Origin of the sequence: Billgrantia saliphila (assembly GCF_002930105.1) — a bacterium.
In the GTDB taxonomy this organism is placed as follows: domain Bacteria; phylum Pseudomonadota; class Gammaproteobacteria; order Pseudomonadales; family Halomonadaceae; genus Halomonas; species Halomonas saliphila.
Genome location: NZ_PJRN01000004.1, coordinates 81450 through 98350 on the forward strand (window position 1 = coordinate 81450; position 16901 = coordinate 98350).

At 63.6% G+C, this 16901-nt stretch carries 12 protein-coding genes; 9 read left to right on the forward strand and 3 right to left on the reverse strand.

What is annotated here, in order from left to right; translation table 11 throughout:
- The first annotated feature begins 1 nt into the window (after position 1).
- The 5 genes from CYJ07_RS05740 (at position 2) to fnr (ending at position 5814) form a co-directional block, all read left to right on the forward strand.
- Positions 2-2479, forward strand: coding sequence for a heavy metal translocating P-type ATPase (locus tag CYJ07_RS05740; protein ID WP_104202723.1), 2478 nt, complete (start codon positions 2-4; stop codon positions 2477-2479).
- Positions 2476-2721: a cbb3-type cytochrome oxidase assembly protein CcoS gene (gene ccoS / locus CYJ07_RS05745; protein WP_104202724.1), complete on the forward strand. Its 246-nt coding sequence runs from the start codon at positions 2476-2478 to the stop codon at positions 2719-2721. The genes CYJ07_RS05740 and ccoS overlap by 4 nt, the downstream gene beginning before the upstream one ends.
- Positions 2721-3422, forward strand: a complete 702-nt coding sequence (locus CYJ07_RS05750; protein ID WP_104202725.1) for a sulfite exporter TauE/SafE family protein — start codon at positions 2721-2723, stop codon at positions 3420-3422. The genes ccoS and CYJ07_RS05750 overlap by 1 nt, the downstream gene beginning before the upstream one ends.
- Positions 3423-3529: 107 nt before the next feature.
- Positions 3530-4945, forward strand: coding sequence for an oxygen-independent coproporphyrinogen III oxidase (gene hemN, locus CYJ07_RS05755; protein WP_231489544.1), 1416 nt, complete (start codon positions 3530-3532; stop codon positions 4943-4945).
- A 122-nt stretch (positions 4946-5067) separates the two neighbouring features.
- A complete protein-coding gene (gene fnr, locus CYJ07_RS05760; protein ID WP_104202726.1) occupies positions 5068-5814 on the forward strand; it encodes a fumarate/nitrate reduction transcriptional regulator Fnr in 747 nt (248 codons plus the stop codon).
- Between the two features lie 91 nt (positions 5815-5905).
- Here the strand turns inward: fnr and ttcA are convergent, their stop codons facing one another.
- The 3 genes from ttcA to CYJ07_RS05775 form a co-directional block, all read right to left on the reverse strand.
- Positions 5906-6844 (reverse strand): tRNA 2-thiocytidine(32) synthetase TtcA, encoded by a 939-nt coding sequence (gene ttcA / locus CYJ07_RS05765; RefSeq protein ID WP_104202727.1) that lies wholly within the window; start codon positions 6842-6844, stop codon positions 5906-5908.
- A gap of 91 nt (positions 6845-6935) precedes the next feature.
- Entirely contained in the window at positions 6936-7565 is a 630-nt protein-coding gene (locus tag CYJ07_RS05770) for a 3'-5' exonuclease (RefSeq protein WP_104202728.1), read from the reverse strand.
- A 39-nt stretch (positions 7566-7604) separates the two neighbouring features.
- Positions 7605-9425 carry a putative nucleotidyltransferase substrate binding domain-containing protein gene (locus CYJ07_RS05775; RefSeq protein ID WP_104202729.1) on the reverse strand — a complete coding sequence of 607 codons (1821 nt, stop codon included), beginning with the start codon at positions 9423-9425 and terminating at the stop codon, positions 7605-7607.
- A gap of 761 nt (positions 9426-10186) precedes the next feature.
- Between CYJ07_RS05775 and CYJ07_RS05780 the strand changes: the two genes are divergently transcribed.
- From CYJ07_RS05780 to CYJ07_RS05795, 4 genes are all read left to right on the forward strand, one after another.
- Complete coding sequence (locus CYJ07_RS05780; protein ID WP_104202730.1) at positions 10187-10447, forward strand: DUF4212 domain-containing protein; 261 nt, start codon at positions 10187-10189, stop codon at positions 10445-10447.
- A gap of 6 nt (positions 10448-10453) precedes the next feature.
- Positions 10454-12235, forward strand: a complete 1782-nt coding sequence (locus CYJ07_RS05785) for a sodium:solute symporter family protein (protein WP_104202731.1) — start codon at positions 10454-10456, stop codon at positions 12233-12235.
- Between the two features lie 94 nt (positions 12236-12329).
- Complete coding sequence (locus tag CYJ07_RS05790) at positions 12330-12845, forward strand: hypothetical protein (protein ID WP_104202732.1); 516 nt, start codon at positions 12330-12332, stop codon at positions 12843-12845.
- A 78-nt stretch (positions 12846-12923) separates the two neighbouring features.
- Positions 12924-16877, forward strand: coding sequence for a hybrid sensor histidine kinase/response regulator (locus CYJ07_RS05795; protein ID WP_104202733.1), 3954 nt, complete (start codon positions 12924-12926; stop codon positions 16875-16877).
- The last annotated feature ends 24 nt before the right edge of the window (positions 16878-16901 follow it).

Below are 16901 nucleotides of genomic sequence, written 5' to 3' on the forward strand. Positions count from 1 at the left end.
CATGACCCAGACCGCCAGCCACGTGACGCCGGCCGATGCCGGTTGCTACCACTGTGGCAGCCAGGTTCCGTCAGGGGCTCCCTGGTCGATCGTACTCGACGACCAGGCGCACCCGCTCTGTTGCCCCGGCTGCGAGGCCGTCGCCCATGCCATCGTCGATGGTGGGCTCGCCAGCTATTATCGCTATCGTACCGAGCTGCCGGAGCGTCCCGACGAGCGTCAGGCGGTCAGGGCCGAGACCTGGGCCGTGTTCGATGACCCTGGTCTGCAGCGACAGTTCGTGCACGCCGAAGGCGATACCGACCGCGTCCACGCCACCCTGGCGGTGGACGGCATCACTTGCGCCGCCTGCGCCTGGCTGATCGAGCATCGTCTCAATGCCCTCGAAGGGGTGACCTCGAGCGCCGTCAACCTGAGCCACCACCGGGTACGCGTGGCATGGGATCCGGCGCGGCTGAAGCTGTCACGGATTCTGGCTGAGATGGCGGCCATCGGCTATGCCGCCCAGCCCTACGAACCGGATGCCGCTCAGCAGCGGCTGCATCACGAGGAGCGCATGAACGTGCGCCGGCTGATCGTCGCCGCGGTGGGCATGGCGCAGGTGATGATGTTCTCGATCCCGATCTATGTCGCCGGGCCGGAGGGCATCAGCGCCGACTTCCATGCCCTGTTTCACTGGCTGTCGTTCGCCCTGGCCACGCCGGTGGTGTTCTTCTCGGCCCAGCCCTTCTTCCGCAACGCCATACGCGATCTCCGCGCGCGCGCGCTGGGCATGGACGTGCCGGTGTCGATCGCCATCGCCGGCGCCTACCTGGCGAGCGGCTACGCCGTGCTGTCGGACAGCGGCGAGGTCTATTTCGATTCGGTGACCATGTTCACCTTCTTCCTGCTGTTCGGCCGTTACGTGGAATCTCGCGCTCGTCGTCGCAGCGGCCATACCGGCAACGCCCTATCCGGCGCCTTGCCGCTGTCGGCGGTGCGCCTCACCGACGACGGCGAAGAGCGCATCTTGCCGGCAAGCGAGCTTGCCGCCGGAGATCGCGTACTGATCCGGCCCGGCCATGGGGTCCCCGCCGACGGCGTGATCGAGGAGGGTGAATCGAGTCTCGACGAGTCGATGCTCACCGGGGAATACCTGCCGGTCACTCGCCGCATCGGCGATCACGTCACCGGTGGCAGCCAGAACATCGAAAGCCCGCTGGTGGTGCGCGTCACACACGCCGGCAAGGAGGCTCGCGTCGCCGGCATCGTCGATCTCACCGACCGCGCCTTCGCCAGCCGACCGCGCCTGGCACAGCTGGCGGCACGAATGTCGCACCTGTTCGTGCTGCGGCTGCTGGTGGTTACCGCCGTGGTGGCCGCCGCCTGGTGGTTCATCGATCCTTCGCGGGTGCTGTGGGTGACGCTATCGGTTCTGGTGGTCACCTGTCCCTGCGCCCTGGCCCTGGCCACCCCCACCGCATTGACCGTCGGCCATGGACAGCTGCGCCGGCGTGGCGTGCTGATCACCCGAGCGGACGCCATCGAGTCGCTGTCACAGGTGGATCGGGTGATCTTCGACAAGACCGGCACCCTGACCTGTGGCGAGATGCAACTGGTCGAGACCCGCACCCTCGAGGGGTTGTCGGCAGATAGGGCACGAGTGATCGCCGCCGCGCTGGAAGCCCACTCCGAGCACCCCATCGCTCGTGCCTTCCGCCCCTGGCGACAGGCCACGGTGGAAGCCGGCGAGCGGGTGAGCCGCACCGGCCAAGGCGTCGAAGGCAGCTTCGACGGGCAGCGCTGGCGCCTGGGGCGGCCGGAATTCGCCGTCGACGGCCGCCCGATGCCCGAGCCGCCCGGTATCGGTCAATGGTTGCTGCTCGCCGAATCCGGCGAACCGCGCGCCTGGTTCGCTCTGCGTGATCGCGTCCGCGAGGACGCTGCCGACACGGTGGTCGCCCTCAAGGCGAGCGGCATGCGGGTGGAGCTGCTCTCGGGCGACAATATGGATGCCGTACGCGCTCTGGCCGAGCAGCTCGGCATCGACGAGTGGCGTGCCGGCGCCAGCCCCGAGAGCAAGCTCGAGCGCATCCGCGAATGTCAGGCTGCAGGCGAGAAGGTGGCAATGGTCGGCGACGGCATCAATGACGTCCCGGTGCTCGCCGGCGCCGACGTCTCGATCGCCATGAACGGCGCCACCGACCTGGCCCGTACCAGTGCCGATGCGGTGTTGCTGAGCCCGCGCCTGATGCGTATCGTCGAATCCATCGAAATCGCGCGCGCCACTCGGCGCATCATGCGCCAGAACATGATCTGGTCGGTGTGCTACAACTTCGCGGCGCTGCCACTGGCGGCCATCGGCATCGTGCCCCCATGGGTCGCGGCACTGGGCATGTCGGGCAGCTCTCTGGTCGTGGTCGGCAACGCCCTGCGTCTCAACCGCTACCGGCTGGCGTCCTCGTCCTCCACCGCATCCGCTCGCCTGGTGAACGCATGACCATTCTCTACCTGCTCATCCCCCTGTCGCTGATCCTGCTCGGCCTGGCGGTGTGGGCGTTCTTCTGGGCAGTGAAGAACGACCAGTTCGAGGACCTCGAGGGGCCGGCGCATCGCATTCTCTTCGACGAGGACGTGAACGACCTTCCTCCCGAGGAGCGGGCACGTCGACAGCGGGCCGCCCAGGAGCGCGAACGCCGCGACGGCACTCCCGACGACTCCGACACCGCATCAGGACGCTGATGGATCCCACCGGACTCGGCCTGCCGCCGCTACTGGCGGCCTTCGTCTTCGGCCTGCTGGGCGGCGCCCACTGCATCGGCATGTGCGGGGGCATCATGAGCGCCCTCACCTTCGCCGTACCACCCAGCATGCGCAGCCCCGCGCGCCTGTCGGGGCTGCTGCTGGGCTACAACCTGGGTCGCATCGCGAGCTACATGTCCGCCGGTGCCTTGGTGGCTTCGCTCGGCACCGTGATCGCCCTGTCGCCGGCGGCACGCCTGGGACTGCAGCTGTTCGCCGCCGTGATGCTGATCTTGATGGCGCTCTACATTGCCAACTGGTGGAAGGGCCTGCTGTGGGTGGAAGCCCTGGGAAGGCGCCTGTGGCGCTATCTGGAGCCCATCGGCAAACGCCTGATGCCGGTAGTCAAGGTGCCGCAGGCCATCGGCCTGGGCGCGGTCTGGGGTTGGCTGCCGTGCGGGCTGGTCTACTCGATGCTCGCCTGGAGCCTGGCCATCGCCGATCCACTGCGCGGCGCCGCACTGATGGGCGCGTTCGGCCTCGGCACGCTGCCGGCGCTTCTCGTGACCGGCTTCGCTGCACGCCAGTTGGGCACGCTGATCCGGCACCGTGCCACCCGCACCCTCGCCGCCCTGTCGATCATCGCCTTCGCCCTGTGGCAACTCGCCGTCCTGCTGCCGCACGGCACATCCGGCCACTGAAGACAGACCGGCCCCGACGGGCATTGCCACTTCGTTTGACGCAGCTCAACCCGCTCGGGAGCCGGTACCGCTAGCATTGAGTCACATGTCAATGCCGGAGTGCTCTCATGTCCCTTCCCGCGATGCCCCTGCATCGAGCGACGGCCGACCCTTTCGTCTGGGACGAGGCGCTGCTACGCCGCTATGACACCAGCGGGCCACGCTACACCTCCTACCCGACGGTGTTCTCTTTCCGCGAGGATTTCAGCGAGACCGACTACCGGGCCGCCCTGGCACGCAGCAACGCCGACGGTCGGCCGCTGTCGCTCTACGTGCACATCCCGTTCTGCCGCAAGGCCTGCTTCTACTGCGCCTGCAACAAGATCGCGCCCAAGGCCTCGCGCGTGGCGGAACCCTACATCTCACGCCTCGACCGCGAAATGGTGCTGATCAAGCCGCACCTCGACACCCGCCGCGAAGTCGCACAGCTCCACTGGGGCGGCGGTACGCCGTCGTTCCTCAGTCTCGACCAGATGAGCGATCTGATCGACCGGCTCGACGCTCGGTTCGGACTTTCCAGCGCGCGCGACCGCGACTACGCCATCGAGATCGACCCCCGTGAGGCCGACGTGTTTACCTTGCGCCACCTTCAGGCGCTGGGCTTCAACCGTCTGAGCCTGGGCGTGCAGGATCTCGATCCGCGCGTGCAGCGCGCCGTCAACCGCGTGCAGCCGCGCATTCTGACCGAGGCGCTGCTCGACGAAGCCGATCGTCTGGGCTTCCAGTCCCTCAACCTCGATCTGATCTACGGCCTGCCGCTGCAGACCCGCGACAGCTTTGCGGCGACCCTGGAGCAGGTCATCGCCATGGCCCCTGCCCGTCTCTCCATTTTCAATTACGCCCACATGCCGGAGCGCTTCGCCGCGCAGCAGAACATTTGCCGTGAGGAGCTGCCCGGCCCCGAGGAGAAGCTGGCGATACTGCGCACTACGATCGCCATGCTCACGGCGGCCGGCTACGTGCATATCGGCATGGATCACTTCGCGCGTACCACCGATAGTCTGGCGATCGCTCAGCGCGAAGGCACTCTGCAACGCAACTTCCAAGGCTACTCCAGCCACGCCCAGTGCGATCTGGTCGGCCTCGGCGTGTCAGCGATTTCCTGCATCGACGACGTCTACGCCCAGAACCCTTCCCGTCTGGAGGACTACGAGGCCGCGCTGGACGCCAGCCGGCTACCCACCGCCAGAGGCCTTCGTCTGACCTTCGACGATCGCGTGCGGCGGCATGCCATCGAACGCCTGATGTGCGACATGGAGCTGGACCTGGAGGAACTGAGCGAGACCTTCGGCATCAACGCTCCGAGCTATCTCGCCGATGCGTTGGCACGCCTGGAAGCGCCGGAGCGTGACGGCTTACTCATGTGCGAAGGCCAGCGCCTGGTTGCCACCCCCCTCGGCCGGCTACTGATCCGTCATCTGGCCATGGCCTTCGACACCCACTTGCCCCGCCATCCCGACGCTCGCTACTCGCGCATCGTCTGACGTGCCGACACGGGCCGCGTGAGCTTATTCGCAGGCGTGGTAAATGGTCGCAGTGGGCATTTGCTCAGGTTGCATAATGCTCCATAATGCCCTCAATGCTATACGAACAGAGGGGGTAGACCATGCCGGTCAACGCAGCCAATGCGGTCGGCAAGCGGCGTTCATTGCTGCACGAAACGCGCTGCCAGAATTGCAGTTTGAGCTCGCTGTGCCTACCCCTGGCCCTGGAACTCGAGGACATGGAGCAGTTCGATGCCATCATCCGTCGGCGCGCGCCGCTGAAGAAGGGCGAGGCGCTGTTTCGCCAGGGCAACCCTTTCAACAGTGTCTTCGCGGTACGCTCCGGCAGCCTCAAGCAGATGACCACCGAAGGGTCGGGCGACGACCAGGTCACCAACTTCTATCTACCCAGCGAACTCGTCGGTCTCGACGGTATCGACGAAAAAACCTATCCCGGCAGCGTGATCGCCCTGGAAACCACCACGGTCTGCGAGATTCCCTTCGACCGCCTCGATGCGCTCTCCGAGATGCTGCCCGAACTGCGCGGCCAGCTCTATCGCAGCATGAGCAAGGAGCTGCGGGACGATCGCCGCATGATGCGCCTGCTCTCACGCAAGACCGCGGACCAGCGCCTGGCCAGTTTCTTCACCAGCCTGTCGGATCGTTTCCGGCGGCGCGGCTATTCGCCCTACAGCTTTCGCCTCTCCATGTCGCGAGCCGATATCGGAAACTATCTAGGCCTGGCGGTGGAGACGGTCAGCCGCATACTCGGTCGCTTCCAGCAGCAGGGGCTGGTGGAGGTCTCGGGCCGTGAAGTGCATATTCTCAATCTTGAGGCGCTGGCGACCCAGGCCCAGGACGAGCCCTGAGCCCGTCCCCCGTCACGACACCAGGACGGCATCGATCGACAGCGAAACGCCCCGCCCGGCATGGCCGAGCGGGGCGTTTTACATCGAACCTTTAGACGTCGCGTGTCAGATCCAGGGCATCGATACGACTGGCGAGACGCTTCTCCCGCTTGGCTTCGAGCCCCTCGAAGTCGAACAGTTCACGGTCAGCGAGCTGCGAAGGGGCCACATTGGTGACCGCCTTGAACATGCTCTCGAGCCTCCCGGGATGTTTGCGCTCCCATTCCGCGAGCATCTCCTTGACCACCTGGCGCTGCAGGTTGGGCTGGGAGCCGCACAGGTTGCAAGGAATGATGGGAAACGCCATCAGCCGCGCATACTCGGCAATGTCCGCCTCGCGGCAATAGGCCAATGGCCGAATGACGATGTTCTTGCCGTCGTCGGAGAGCAGCTTGGGCGGCATGGCTTTCAGGCTGCCGCCGTAGAACATATTGAGAAACAGCGTCTCGAGAATATCCTCGCGATGGTGCCCGAGAGCCACCTTGGTGGCCCCTATTTCCTCGGCGAAACCGTAGAGCGAGCCGCGCCGCAGCCGTGAGCACAGCGCACAGGTGGTCTTGCCCTCCGGTGTCTTCTCCTTCACCACCGAATAGGTATCGCGCTCGAGGATGTGGTAATCGACACCAATAGACTCGAGATAATCGGGCAGCACGTGTTCGGGGAATCCGGGCTGCTTCTGGTCGAGGTTGACCGCCACCAGCGAGAAGTTCACCGGCGCATTGCGCTGTAGATTGCGCAGGATCTCGAGCAGCGTATAGCTGTCCTTGCCCCCCGACAGGCAGACCATGACCCGGTCGCCCTCGTGGATCATGCCGTAGTCGATGATGGCATGGCCCACCTGACGCCGCAGGCGCTTCTGCAGCTTGTTGAATTCGCGTCTCGCCTTGGCGTCCAGCGCATCTCCCGGCGCAGCGGTCTGCTGTGCCTCGGAGCGAGTGTCGTTAACGGAGCCGGCGGTCGCCAGCGGGTCGAACATCATGGCGTCTTGCATGGTAATGGGGTGCCACGGCTTGGTTGGATGACGCCGGCCATCCTACCACCGCCTCCGCCGAGTGGCGATGTCGATGCGGCGAAATGCCCGCTCAAGCCTTGTGTCGAATCGGTACCGCACCACGCGCCAGCCGCAGGTACATCAGTGCCGTGGTCACCGCATCGCCCAATGCCGTGTGGCGTCCCATGACCGGCACGTCGAGCGCTTCGGCGACGGTATCGAAGCGCAGCGAGCGCGGCTCGGGTTCCATCACGCTGCGCCGCTGCTGGCGGTGATAAAGCTGGGCCACATCGATCCCGCTGTTGGGCAGGTCGAAGCCAAAGCGCGGACGGATCTGGCGGTTGAGGATGCTCAATCCGAAATCGAGCCGCCAGCCCAGCAGCGGCCGGTTGCCGACGAAGTCGAGCAGTTGTGCCAGCGCCTCGTCGAGACACTCCCCGTCATCGAGATCGATACCACGCAGTCCGTGCACGCGAATGGAGTCGCCGGTCAGGGTGGCCGGGCGCTTGAGGCGCAGGCTCAACGACTCGCTGGTCAGCACGCGATCGCCGCGGACCTTGACCGCCCCGATCGACACGGGCTCCGCCGTACGCGTGTCGAGACCGGTCGTCTCGCAGTCGATGGCCACCAGCTCGTCGCCGGTGTAGGGATGAAAGAGCCAGCCATATTCGCCATTGGCGTGGCGACGCCGGTCATTGGCCCGGCGCAGGGCGCGAAACATGCCATACCTCCCGTCTTGTTCTCGAACCGTCGCATTGCATCAGGAGTATTCGAGGTGATAGCGCTGCGACAGACTCTGCTTGAAATCCTTAACGATATGCAGCGCTTCGCGCAGCAGGTCGCGCTCGAGCGACGACAGCTGCTGCACCACCACGCGATCGGAACTCTTGTTGGGGACCTGCCCGTCCAGACGCTCCAGTTGCTGTTTCAGGCGCAGCTCGGTGAACAGCGACAGCGCTTCGGCCAGATCTTCGGCGACACGCTCACTCAGGCGCCCGTCGGCGGCCAGTGCCTCCAGCCGCTCTAGGGTCGAGGTCGGCTGGATTCGCCGTTCGAGCGCCATGGTGCGCACCCCGTGCACGATGGGGAAAATTCCCCCCTTCTTGATATCGATACCGTGCTGCGGCTTCTTCAACGAGCCGAACAGCGTCAGCGGCGTGGAGAAGCGCAGCGCCGTGCGAGCGAAATAAGAGAGCAGGAGCTCGTCGCGCGAACATTGCTCGAAAAGTGCCTTGCGGACGCTGTCGAGCAGCGCCGGATTGCCCGCCACCGCATGCGAATCAAGCATGATGGCCAGCTTCATCAGGCTGTCGCCGTCGCGGGCCTGAGCCCAGCGGGCGATGCGCTCGCGCCACTGCGATACGGTTCCCCGCCATTCGGCATTGGAAACCATGATATCGCCCGGGCAGGGTGGGTAGCCCAGATCTATCAGCGTCTCGGTGAGGCGCTGCATCTGCTCGTCGACACCGGGCCACTCCAGGCCATCGGCCAGGATCAGGCCGTTGTCCTGGTCGGTCTTGAGGATCTGTTCGCCGCGCCCTTCGCTGCCCATCACCATCAGACAGCTGTCGTGCTGGTAGCGCTCGTCGACGAGAAATCCCCAGGCCTTGGACATGATGCGCCCGTTGAGCGCCGCCAGCAGTCCCATGGCGAAGCGCAGCTTGACGCCTTGAGCCATCAGCGCCTTGATCAGCTCGGGGGTCCGACGGCTGGCACGGAACAGGGCGTCGAGGCTATCGGCCTGCTCCACCTGCAAGCTGACCACGTAGCTGCGGCTGGAGAAGTAGCTCAGCACATCGGTCAACTCAACCACGCCTATGGGCGCTTCCTGTTCGATGACCACCACCCGCTCCACCTTGCAGCGGGTCATCGACACCAGCACTTCGAACAGGTACTGGTCGGGCCGCACGGTCACCAACTCGAAGTGGGCGATGTTTCGCAGCGGACTGTCCCGGCCATGTCCTTCGAGCACCAGCGCATTGAGCAGATCGGTCTTTGTGACCATGCCGGCGCCCCGCTCGCCTTCGACCAGCAAGCTGTCGGCGTGACTCTCATGCAGCCTGGTCACGGCTTCGGCGATGGTGGTGTGCGGTCCCATGCACAGCGGAGGGCGCATGCATTCGCTGACTCTCGCCAACATGAAGCCGGCCATGGTCACGCCGCTCTCGGCACGTTGCTCGGTCAGTAGCCGAGCCTTGTGCGCCAGGGTATGGCGAAAGAACTCGGCGAAGGCCGGATAGTCGTCGCAGAGCTGCAGGAACAGCGCCTTGGGCAGCAGGTAGCAGAGGCTTTCCTGCTCGGCGCGAAAGCGGTAGCGGCTCTTGCCGTTGAGAATGCTGATGGCGCCGAACAGATCCCCTGCGGTGTAATGCCCGATTCGCTCGCGGGCGCCCGGCTGGGTGGTATCCAGCTCGGCCACTTCGCCCTTGTGAATCAAAAAGACGTACTCGCCGGGCTGACCGGTTTCGAGGATGATCTCGTCGCGTTCGAAATAGGCCAGGTCGACGCCATGGCGAACCCGCTCTCGCCCCGCCTCGTCGAGCAGGGAGAAAGGCGGTTGTGAGAGATCGACCTCGACCATGCTGTTGCCCTCGTTGAACGGCCGTCATGAACCGCCTGATCGTCGGTCGGCATCGGCATACGACTTCGATGTAGCGCGCCGCCATCTCCGACCGGGCAAGCTGGCGGAAAGCCTAGATGGCGACCTCTGTGCCAGAAAAGCCCTACCCACGTCACCTATGGCTTTGTTGCCCGAACGTCGCAAGACACCTGGGCATGCGTTTCCAATGGCGCGGTTCAATGCAGCATAACAGGGCCGACTTTTCGGATATAACCTAGACCAACGTACTAAGGTTTATTTGACCCGACGAGAACCAATGCAAGCATGTTAGACAATGGTCGTGGGGCTATCGACACAGAGCAAAGCCTCTAGACAAAAGTCCAATAACCTCTGTGCTAGACATTCGTCTATCGGCTCATCCACCGGCATCGGAACAGGAGAGGAAAATTACCATAACACACTGTATATAAAGAAAAATAATTAATATCAGTTCATTATAGTCTGCTCATGATACCAAAGTCTGGGATTTATTTTTTTTCGTTATTGACCAGTATTGCCCATGAGTCATACCGGCGATCGTAAGTCGATAAGGCGACTCGACAATCGGCAGTACGAAGTGGTGGGAAGAGCGGCTCGTTCGCAGGGATCAGACAAGAAAAAGGGCGCGTGCCGCGCCGTCGTCGAGGCCACCTGATTCGATTCGCTTCGTGTGACCTCCCTGATGAAACTCGACCTCCCTCGGTGCGACTTCCCAACCTTAAAAACAAGTGGAGAGCAACACTATGGCTGATGACAAATCCAACGCGACTGCATACTGGAAGGCGAACCTGCGCCTCATAACCGGCTGCATGATCGTCTGGGCATTCGTCTCCTACGGCTGCGCCATCCTGTTCCGCCCCCTGCTTTCAGGAATTCCTGTCGGCGGTACAGATCTCGGATTCTGGTTTGCCCAACAGGGATCCATCCTGACCTTCATCGTCCTGATCTTCTTCTATGCCTGGAAGATGAATCGGCTCGACAAGCAGTTCGGCCTCGGGGAGTAAGCCAGCATGAGTCAATTTGCCATCAACCTGTTATTTGTTGGCGGATCCTTTGCCATCTATATTGGCATCGCGATTTGGGCCAAGGCAGGGTCTACCAAGGATTTCTACGTCGCCGGCGGTGGGGTTCACCCGGTCACCAACGGCATGGCGATCGGCGCCGACTGGATGTCAGCGGCGTCATTCATTTCCATGGCGGGCCTCATCGCCGCAGGTGGTTATGCCAACTCCACCTTCCTCATGGGCTGGACCGGAGGTTACGTACTGCTGGCCATGCTGCTGGCTCCCTACCTACGCAAGTTCGGCAAGTTCACCGTTCCCGAGTTCATCGGCGACCGCTTCTACAGCAAGCAAGCCCGACTGGTGGCAGTGATCTGTTTGATCGTGGCCTCGGTGACCTACGTCATCGGCCAGATGGCGGGCGCGGGCGTAGCCTTCTCTCGCTTCCTGGAGGTCGATGCAACCACCGGTCTGATCATTGCGGCTGTGGTGGTGTTCTTCTATGCGGTGTTGGGTGGCATGAAGGGGATCACCTATACCCAGGTGGCCCAGTACATCGTGCTCATCGTCGCCTATACCATTCCCGCGGTGTTCATCTCCCTGGAGCTGACCAACAATCCGCTTCCCCCGCTAGGTCTGTTCTCCGACCATGCCGAATCCGGTGTGCCGCTGTTGACCAAGCTCAACGAAGTGGTCACCGCGCTGGGCTTCAATGAGTACACGGCGGATGTGGACAACAAGCTCAATATGGTGCTGTTCACCCTGACGTTGATGATCGGTACCGCCGGTCTGCCCCACGTCATCATCCGCTTCTTCACCGTGCCGAAAGTGGCCGACGCGCGCTGGTCCGCCGGCTGGGCCCTGGTGTTCATCGGTCTTCTCTACCTGACCGCTCCGGCCGTAGCATCCATGGCGCGCCTGAACCTGGCGACAACCGTCTATCCCGAGATGGCCGGCCAGGTCGAGAACATGGAGGAAGCCGCCACCAACCCCATCCTCTATGAAAACCGTCCCGAGTGGATCCGCACCTGGGAAGAAACCGGCCTGATCTCCTTCGAGGACTTGAACGACGATGGCCGCATTCAGTTCTACAACGACAGCGCCGACTTCACCGATCGCGGCTGGGAAGGCAACGAGCTGAGCGTCAACAACGATATCCTGGTACTGGCCAACCCGGAGATCGCCAACCTGCCCGGCTGGGTTATCGGCCTGATCGCCGCGGGCGGTCTGGCAGCAGCCCTGTCGACGGCCGCGGGTCTGCTGCTGGCGATATCCTCGGCGATCAGTCACGACCTGATCAAGGGTTCGATCAATCCCAATATCTCCGAGAAGGGCGAGCTGCTGGCGGCGCGGATATCGATGTCAGTCGCCATCGTGGTGGCCACCTACCTGGGGGCCAATCCGCCAGGATTCGCCGCTCAGGTGGTGGCGCTAGCTTTCGGTATCGCCGCCGCCTCGCTGTTCCCGGCACTGATGATGGGGATCTTCTCCAAGCGGGTGAACAACGTGGGTGCCATCGCCGGTATGCTGTCCGGTCTGGTCTTCACTCTGGCGTACATCTTCGTCTACAAAGGCTGGTTCTTCATCCCGGGCACCAACAACCTGCCTGACACGCCGGACAACTGGGTGATGGGTATTTCGCCGCTGTCCATCGGGGCGGTCGGCGCCCTCATCAACTTCGCCGTGGCCTTCGCCATCTCCAGGGTGACCCAGGAGCCGCCACAGGAAATCCAGGAACTGGTGGAAAGCGTTCGCTATCCCAAGGGAGCTGGCATGGCGGTCGATCACTGAGTCATAATCCCACCCCGGCGTCGTCCCGGCGCCGGAACCCATCTCACATCGGGCTTCCTACGGGAAGCCCGATGGCTGTCAGGAAGCTCCCAACATGATTTGGCACTTGATTGCGGCGGTCTTCGCCGGACTGGGCGCCGCAGGCGTCGGACTCCTGCTCCGAACCCTGAGCGCCAAGAGACTGCCCCGCTGGATCGTTCCGGTCTTTGCCGGGCTGGGCATCCTCGGCTACCAGATTAATCACGAGTACAGCTGGTTCGAGCACAAGCGCAGCCAGCTGCCGGCGACGGCGCAGGTGGTCGAAACCGAGGAAGAGCGCATGTTCTGGCGCCCCTGGACCTACGCCCTCCCTCTGACGGTCGGCTTCAGCGTGGTCGATCAGAGCAGCACGAGGTATCAAGAGGTCGATGGAGAGTCCCTGGTCGAATTCATTCTCTACCGCTTCGAGAGGGAGTACGTGGATCGCCTGGACCACCAGCCTCACCTGATGAATTGCGCAACCCGTGAAATGGTGCCGCTGACCGGCGAGGACCGCAGCCCGAACCTGCAGGCACTGCACGAAGTGGATGCATCCTCGCCGCTGTACGAAGCGGTCTGCACCAACGGGTAAGGTCCGCCAACGGCCCGGCGCGTGCCCTCGCGTCGCAATACCCTTTAGAATGGTCGGCAATCTTCTGGGGGGAAGCGCATGTTCGCCGGTTGGCTATTGATCGCCGTTTCGCTGCTCTACATTGCCGTGCTGTTCATCATTGCCTGGCTCGGCGACCGGCGTGCCCGCAAGCATGGCGCCAGCCGTCGGCGCCCCGTCATCTATATCCTGGCGCTGGCCATCTACTGCACCTCATGGAGTTTCTACGGCGCGGTCGGCCAGGCCGCTACCGCCGGCTGGTCGTTCGCCAGTATCTACGTGGGGCCGATCCTCACGTTTCTGCTGTTCTGGCCGATTCTGGCCAAGATGATCCGCGTGGCCAAACGGCAGAACATCACGTCGATCGCCGACTTCATCGCCTCGCGCTATGGCAAGGCGCAGTCACTGGCCGCCTTCGCCAGCCTGGTGGCTCTGGTCGGCACGCTGCCCTATATCGCCCTGCAGCTGAAGGCCGTCGCCACCTCCTTTGCCGTGCTGACCGACGCCGCCGATATCACTCACGCCCCGCTGTTCGCCGACACCGCCTTCTTCGTCGCGGTCGTAATGGCGGCATTCGCCATTCTGTTCGGCACACGACATACGGACGCCACCGAACACCATGAAGGCCTGATTCATGCCGTCGCCTTCGAATCGATAGTCAAGCTGCTGGCATTTCTGATACTTGGGATCTATGTCACCTGGGGCATGTTCGACGGGCTCGGCGAGCTGATGGCCCTCGCCGATACCCAGCTAGAGCTGCAGCGCCAGTTGGCCGACCAGGACTTCGGTCGAGGTTTCTGGGCCCAGACCCTGCTCGCCATGCTGGCGGTCTTCTGCCTACCACGCCAGTTCCATGTGGCAGTGGTGGAGAACACTCACCCGGACGACGCCGCGAAGGCACGCTGGCTGTTCCCGCTCTATCTGGTGGCCTTCGCCTTCTTCATTCTCCCGATCGCCGCCGCCGGGCTGTCGATGTTTCCAGGCGGAACGGTCGAGCCCGATACCTTCGTGCTTGCGCTGCCGATGGCGGCCGGCCAACAGTGGCTAACCCTGCTCACCTACATCGGTGGCTTCTCCGCGGCCACCGGCATGGTGATCGTGGCCACGGTGGCGGTCTCGATCATGATCTCCAACGAGATCGTGATCCCGCTGCTGTTCCGCCTGCGCTGGCTCGACACCCGGCCGCGCGATTACGGTCGCCTGGTGCTCCAGGCACGGCGCATCACCATCGGCGCAATCCTGGCGCTGGCCTACGGTTTCTACCATCTCATCGGCGAGTTCAATTCGCTGGCTTCGATCGGCATGCTGTCGTTCGCCGCGGCGGCCCAGTTCGCCCCCGCCCTGCTCGGCGGGCTCTACTGGAAACGTGGCAACCGTCTCGGGGTGATCGTGGGCATGAACGCCGGCTTCGCCATCTGGGTCTATAGCCTGCTGATGCCGACGATGATTCAGGGCGGCGTCCTGCCGAGTCACTGGCTCGCCGGCGGACCCTTCAATCATCCGTGGCTGACACCCACTTCGCTGTTCGGGCTCAACTTCGGCGATCCTTTCACCCACGGCGTGATGCTCTCGCTCGGGGTCAACCTGTTCTGCTATATCTTCGTTTCCCAGATCACCTCGCAGCGAGTCGTGGAACGCATTCAGGCCTCGCTGTTCGTCGATAGCGTCGAGACCCGACAGACCTCGGTCAACCGCCCCTGGACCGGGGCCACCACCGTCGGCGATCTCAAGGTGCTGTGCGAACGCTTCCTCGGCGCCAGCCAGGTGGCCCGAGCCTTCGAGGACTACGCGCGCCGCACGGGCAAGCCGCTGGAAGACGGCAATCGGGCCTCCATCGACGTGATTCAATTCACCGAGCGCTTCCTGGCTTCGGTGCTGGGCGCCTCCTCGGCACGCATCGTGGTCAACTCGGCGCTGCAGGGGCGCGGCATCGGCATCTCCGACGTGATCTCCATCGTCGACGAAGCCTCGCAGGTGCTGGAGTTCAACCGCGCTCTGCTCCAGGCCACCATCGAGAATATCAATCAGGGCATCAGCGTGGTCGACCAGAACATGCGCCTGGTGGTCTGGAACCAGCGCTATCTCGAGCTGTTCCGCTTTCCCGACCACCTGATCCGGGTCGGGGCACCGATGGACAAGATCTTCCGCTACAACGCCCATAACGGCGAATACGGCCCCGGCGATCCGGAAGAGCACGTGCAGCTGCTAATCGACAACATTCGCGAGGGTCAGCCCCATCGTTACGTACGCTACCGCCAGGACGGCAGCGTGCTGGAGGTACAAGGCAATCCCATGCCCGGCGGCGGCTTCGTCTACACCTACCAGGACATCACCCAGCAGAAGCGCATCGAGGAAGCGCTGATCCGTTCCGAGAACAACATCCGCATCTATACCGACAACGTGCCGGCGTTGATTGCCTATTTCGACAAGGAGTGCCGCTACCTCTTCACCAACCGTGCTTACGAACAGGCCTTCGGCATCGACCGCAACGAGGTGATCGGCAAGCACGTCGATAGCGTGATCAGCGACGACATGGCGCGCGAGCGCGAGCCCTGGATACATCGTGCCCTGGCCGGCGAGCGGGTCAGCTTCGAAGTCTCGATGCGCATTACCGACGACCTGCGCTACATGCTGGTGACCTACACCCCGCACTTCGGCGACAGCGGTGCGATACTCGGCTTCTTCGCCCTCTACCAGGACATCACCGAGCGCCGCCTGGCCGAGATCGCGCTGAAGGAGACCAACGAAACGCTGGAAGAGCGGGTACGCGAGCGAACCCAGGCGCTATCCGAGGCCAACAGCGCCTTGCGCCAGGAGAACCGCGTGAGAGCCGAGGCCGAGCAGGCCCTGCGTCAGGCCAAGCAGGTGGCCGAGGACGCCAATGCTTCGAAGACACGCTTCCTCGCCGCCGCCAGCCATGACCTGCTGCAGCCGCTCAATGCCGCCAGGCTGTTCACCTCGGCGCTGTCCCAGGAGTTGGACGCCATCGACATGAAGCGCACCATCGGCCATATCGACAACTCGCTGCAGGCGGCCGAGGAACTGCTCGGTACCCTGCTCGACATTTCCAAGCTCGACGCCGGTGCCCTCACCCCGCGACGCAGCCACTTCGCCCTGGCCGATATCTTCCGTCCGCTGCGCGCCGAGTTCGAAGTCATGGCCGAAGAGCGCGGTCTCGACCTGGTGGTGGTACCCACCCGCACCTGGGTCGATAGCGACCCCCAGATGTTGCGTCGTATCGTCCAGAACTTCCTCTCGAACGCGCTTCGCTACACCCAGGAGGGTCGGGTGCTGCTGGGCTGTCGACGCCGCGGGGAGCGGCTCACCATCGAGGTGTGGGATAGCGGTCCCGGGATTCCCGAATCCAAACAGACCGAAATATTCCAGGAGTTTCGCCGCCTCGATCAGGTCTCGCGACACAAGGAGAGCGAAAAGGGGCTGGGGCTGGGACTGTCGATCGCAGACCGTATGAGTCGGGTGCTCGACCACCCGATCACGGTGCGCTCGCGGGAAGGCTACGGCACCATGTTCGCGGTCAGCGTTCCCGTCGTCGCCCCTCGCAGCGAGGCTGAGCGCGCCGAGGAGGATGCAGCACCGCGCCGCGCCGGCAACAAGCTGGCCGGTACCCGTATCCTATGCATCGACAACGAGACGCTGATTCTGGAAGGCATGAAAGCGATGCTCTCGGGCTGGGGCTGCGAGGTCTATACCGCGACCAGTATCGGCGGCGCCAAATCAGTCCTACGCAACCTGGACGGCGAACCGGATGCGATACTGGCCGACTACCATCTCGACAACGAGGTCACCGGTCTGATGGCACTGGAGGCCTTGGGCGAGCGGCTGGAGAATGCCGTGCCAGGCATCGTGATAACCGCCGACCGTACCGAGGAGGTCGCGGAAAAGGTTCGGCGAAGCGGCTATCAGCTGCTGCAGAAGCCGGTTCGCCCCGCCGCGCTGCGCGCCCTGCTGACGCGAACGCTACAGGCCAGCCGTGCCACACGGCAGGAGAGCTGACACTCTAAGCCCGAAGCCCGAAGC

What these genes read in the sequence shown, in the direction of transcription:
- CYJ07_RS05740 (WP_104202723.1), top strand. Translation starts at nt 2, where the DNA reads ATGACCCAGACCGCCAGCCACGTGACGCCGGCCGATGCCGGTTGCTAC.
- ccoS (WP_104202724.1), top strand. Translation starts at nt 2,476, where the DNA reads ATGACCATTCTCTACCTGCTCATCCCCCTGTCGCTGATCCTGCTCGGC.
- CYJ07_RS05750 (WP_104202725.1), top strand. Translation starts at nt 2,721, where the DNA reads ATGGATCCCACCGGACTCGGCCTGCCGCCGCTACTGGCGGCCTTCGTC.
- hemN (WP_231489544.1), top strand. Translation starts at nt 3,530, where the DNA reads ATGTCCCTTCCCGCGATGCCCCTGCATCGAGCGACGGCCGACCCTTTC.
- fnr (WP_104202726.1), top strand. Translation starts at nt 5,068, where the DNA reads ATGCCGGTCAACGCAGCCAATGCGGTCGGCAAGCGGCGTTCATTGCTG.
- ttcA (WP_104202727.1), bottom strand. Translation starts at nt 6,844, where the DNA reads ATGCAAGACGCCATGATGTTCGACCCGCTGGCGACCGCCGGCTCCGTT.
- CYJ07_RS05770 (WP_104202728.1), bottom strand. Translation starts at nt 7,565, where the DNA reads ATGTTTCGCGCCCTGCGCCGGGCCAATGACCGGCGTCGCCACGCCAAT.
- CYJ07_RS05775 (WP_104202729.1), bottom strand. Translation starts at nt 9,425, where the DNA reads ATGGTCGAGGTCGATCTCTCACAACCGCCTTTCTCCCTGCTCGACGAG.
- CYJ07_RS05780 (WP_104202730.1), top strand. Translation starts at nt 10,187, where the DNA reads ATGGCTGATGACAAATCCAACGCGACTGCATACTGGAAGGCGAACCTG.
- CYJ07_RS05785 (WP_104202731.1), top strand. Translation starts at nt 10,454, where the DNA reads ATGAGTCAATTTGCCATCAACCTGTTATTTGTTGGCGGATCCTTTGCC.
- CYJ07_RS05790 (WP_104202732.1), top strand. Translation starts at nt 12,330, where the DNA reads ATGATTTGGCACTTGATTGCGGCGGTCTTCGCCGGACTGGGCGCCGCA.
- CYJ07_RS05795 (WP_104202733.1), top strand. Translation starts at nt 12,924, where the DNA reads ATGTTCGCCGGTTGGCTATTGATCGCCGTTTCGCTGCTCTACATTGCC.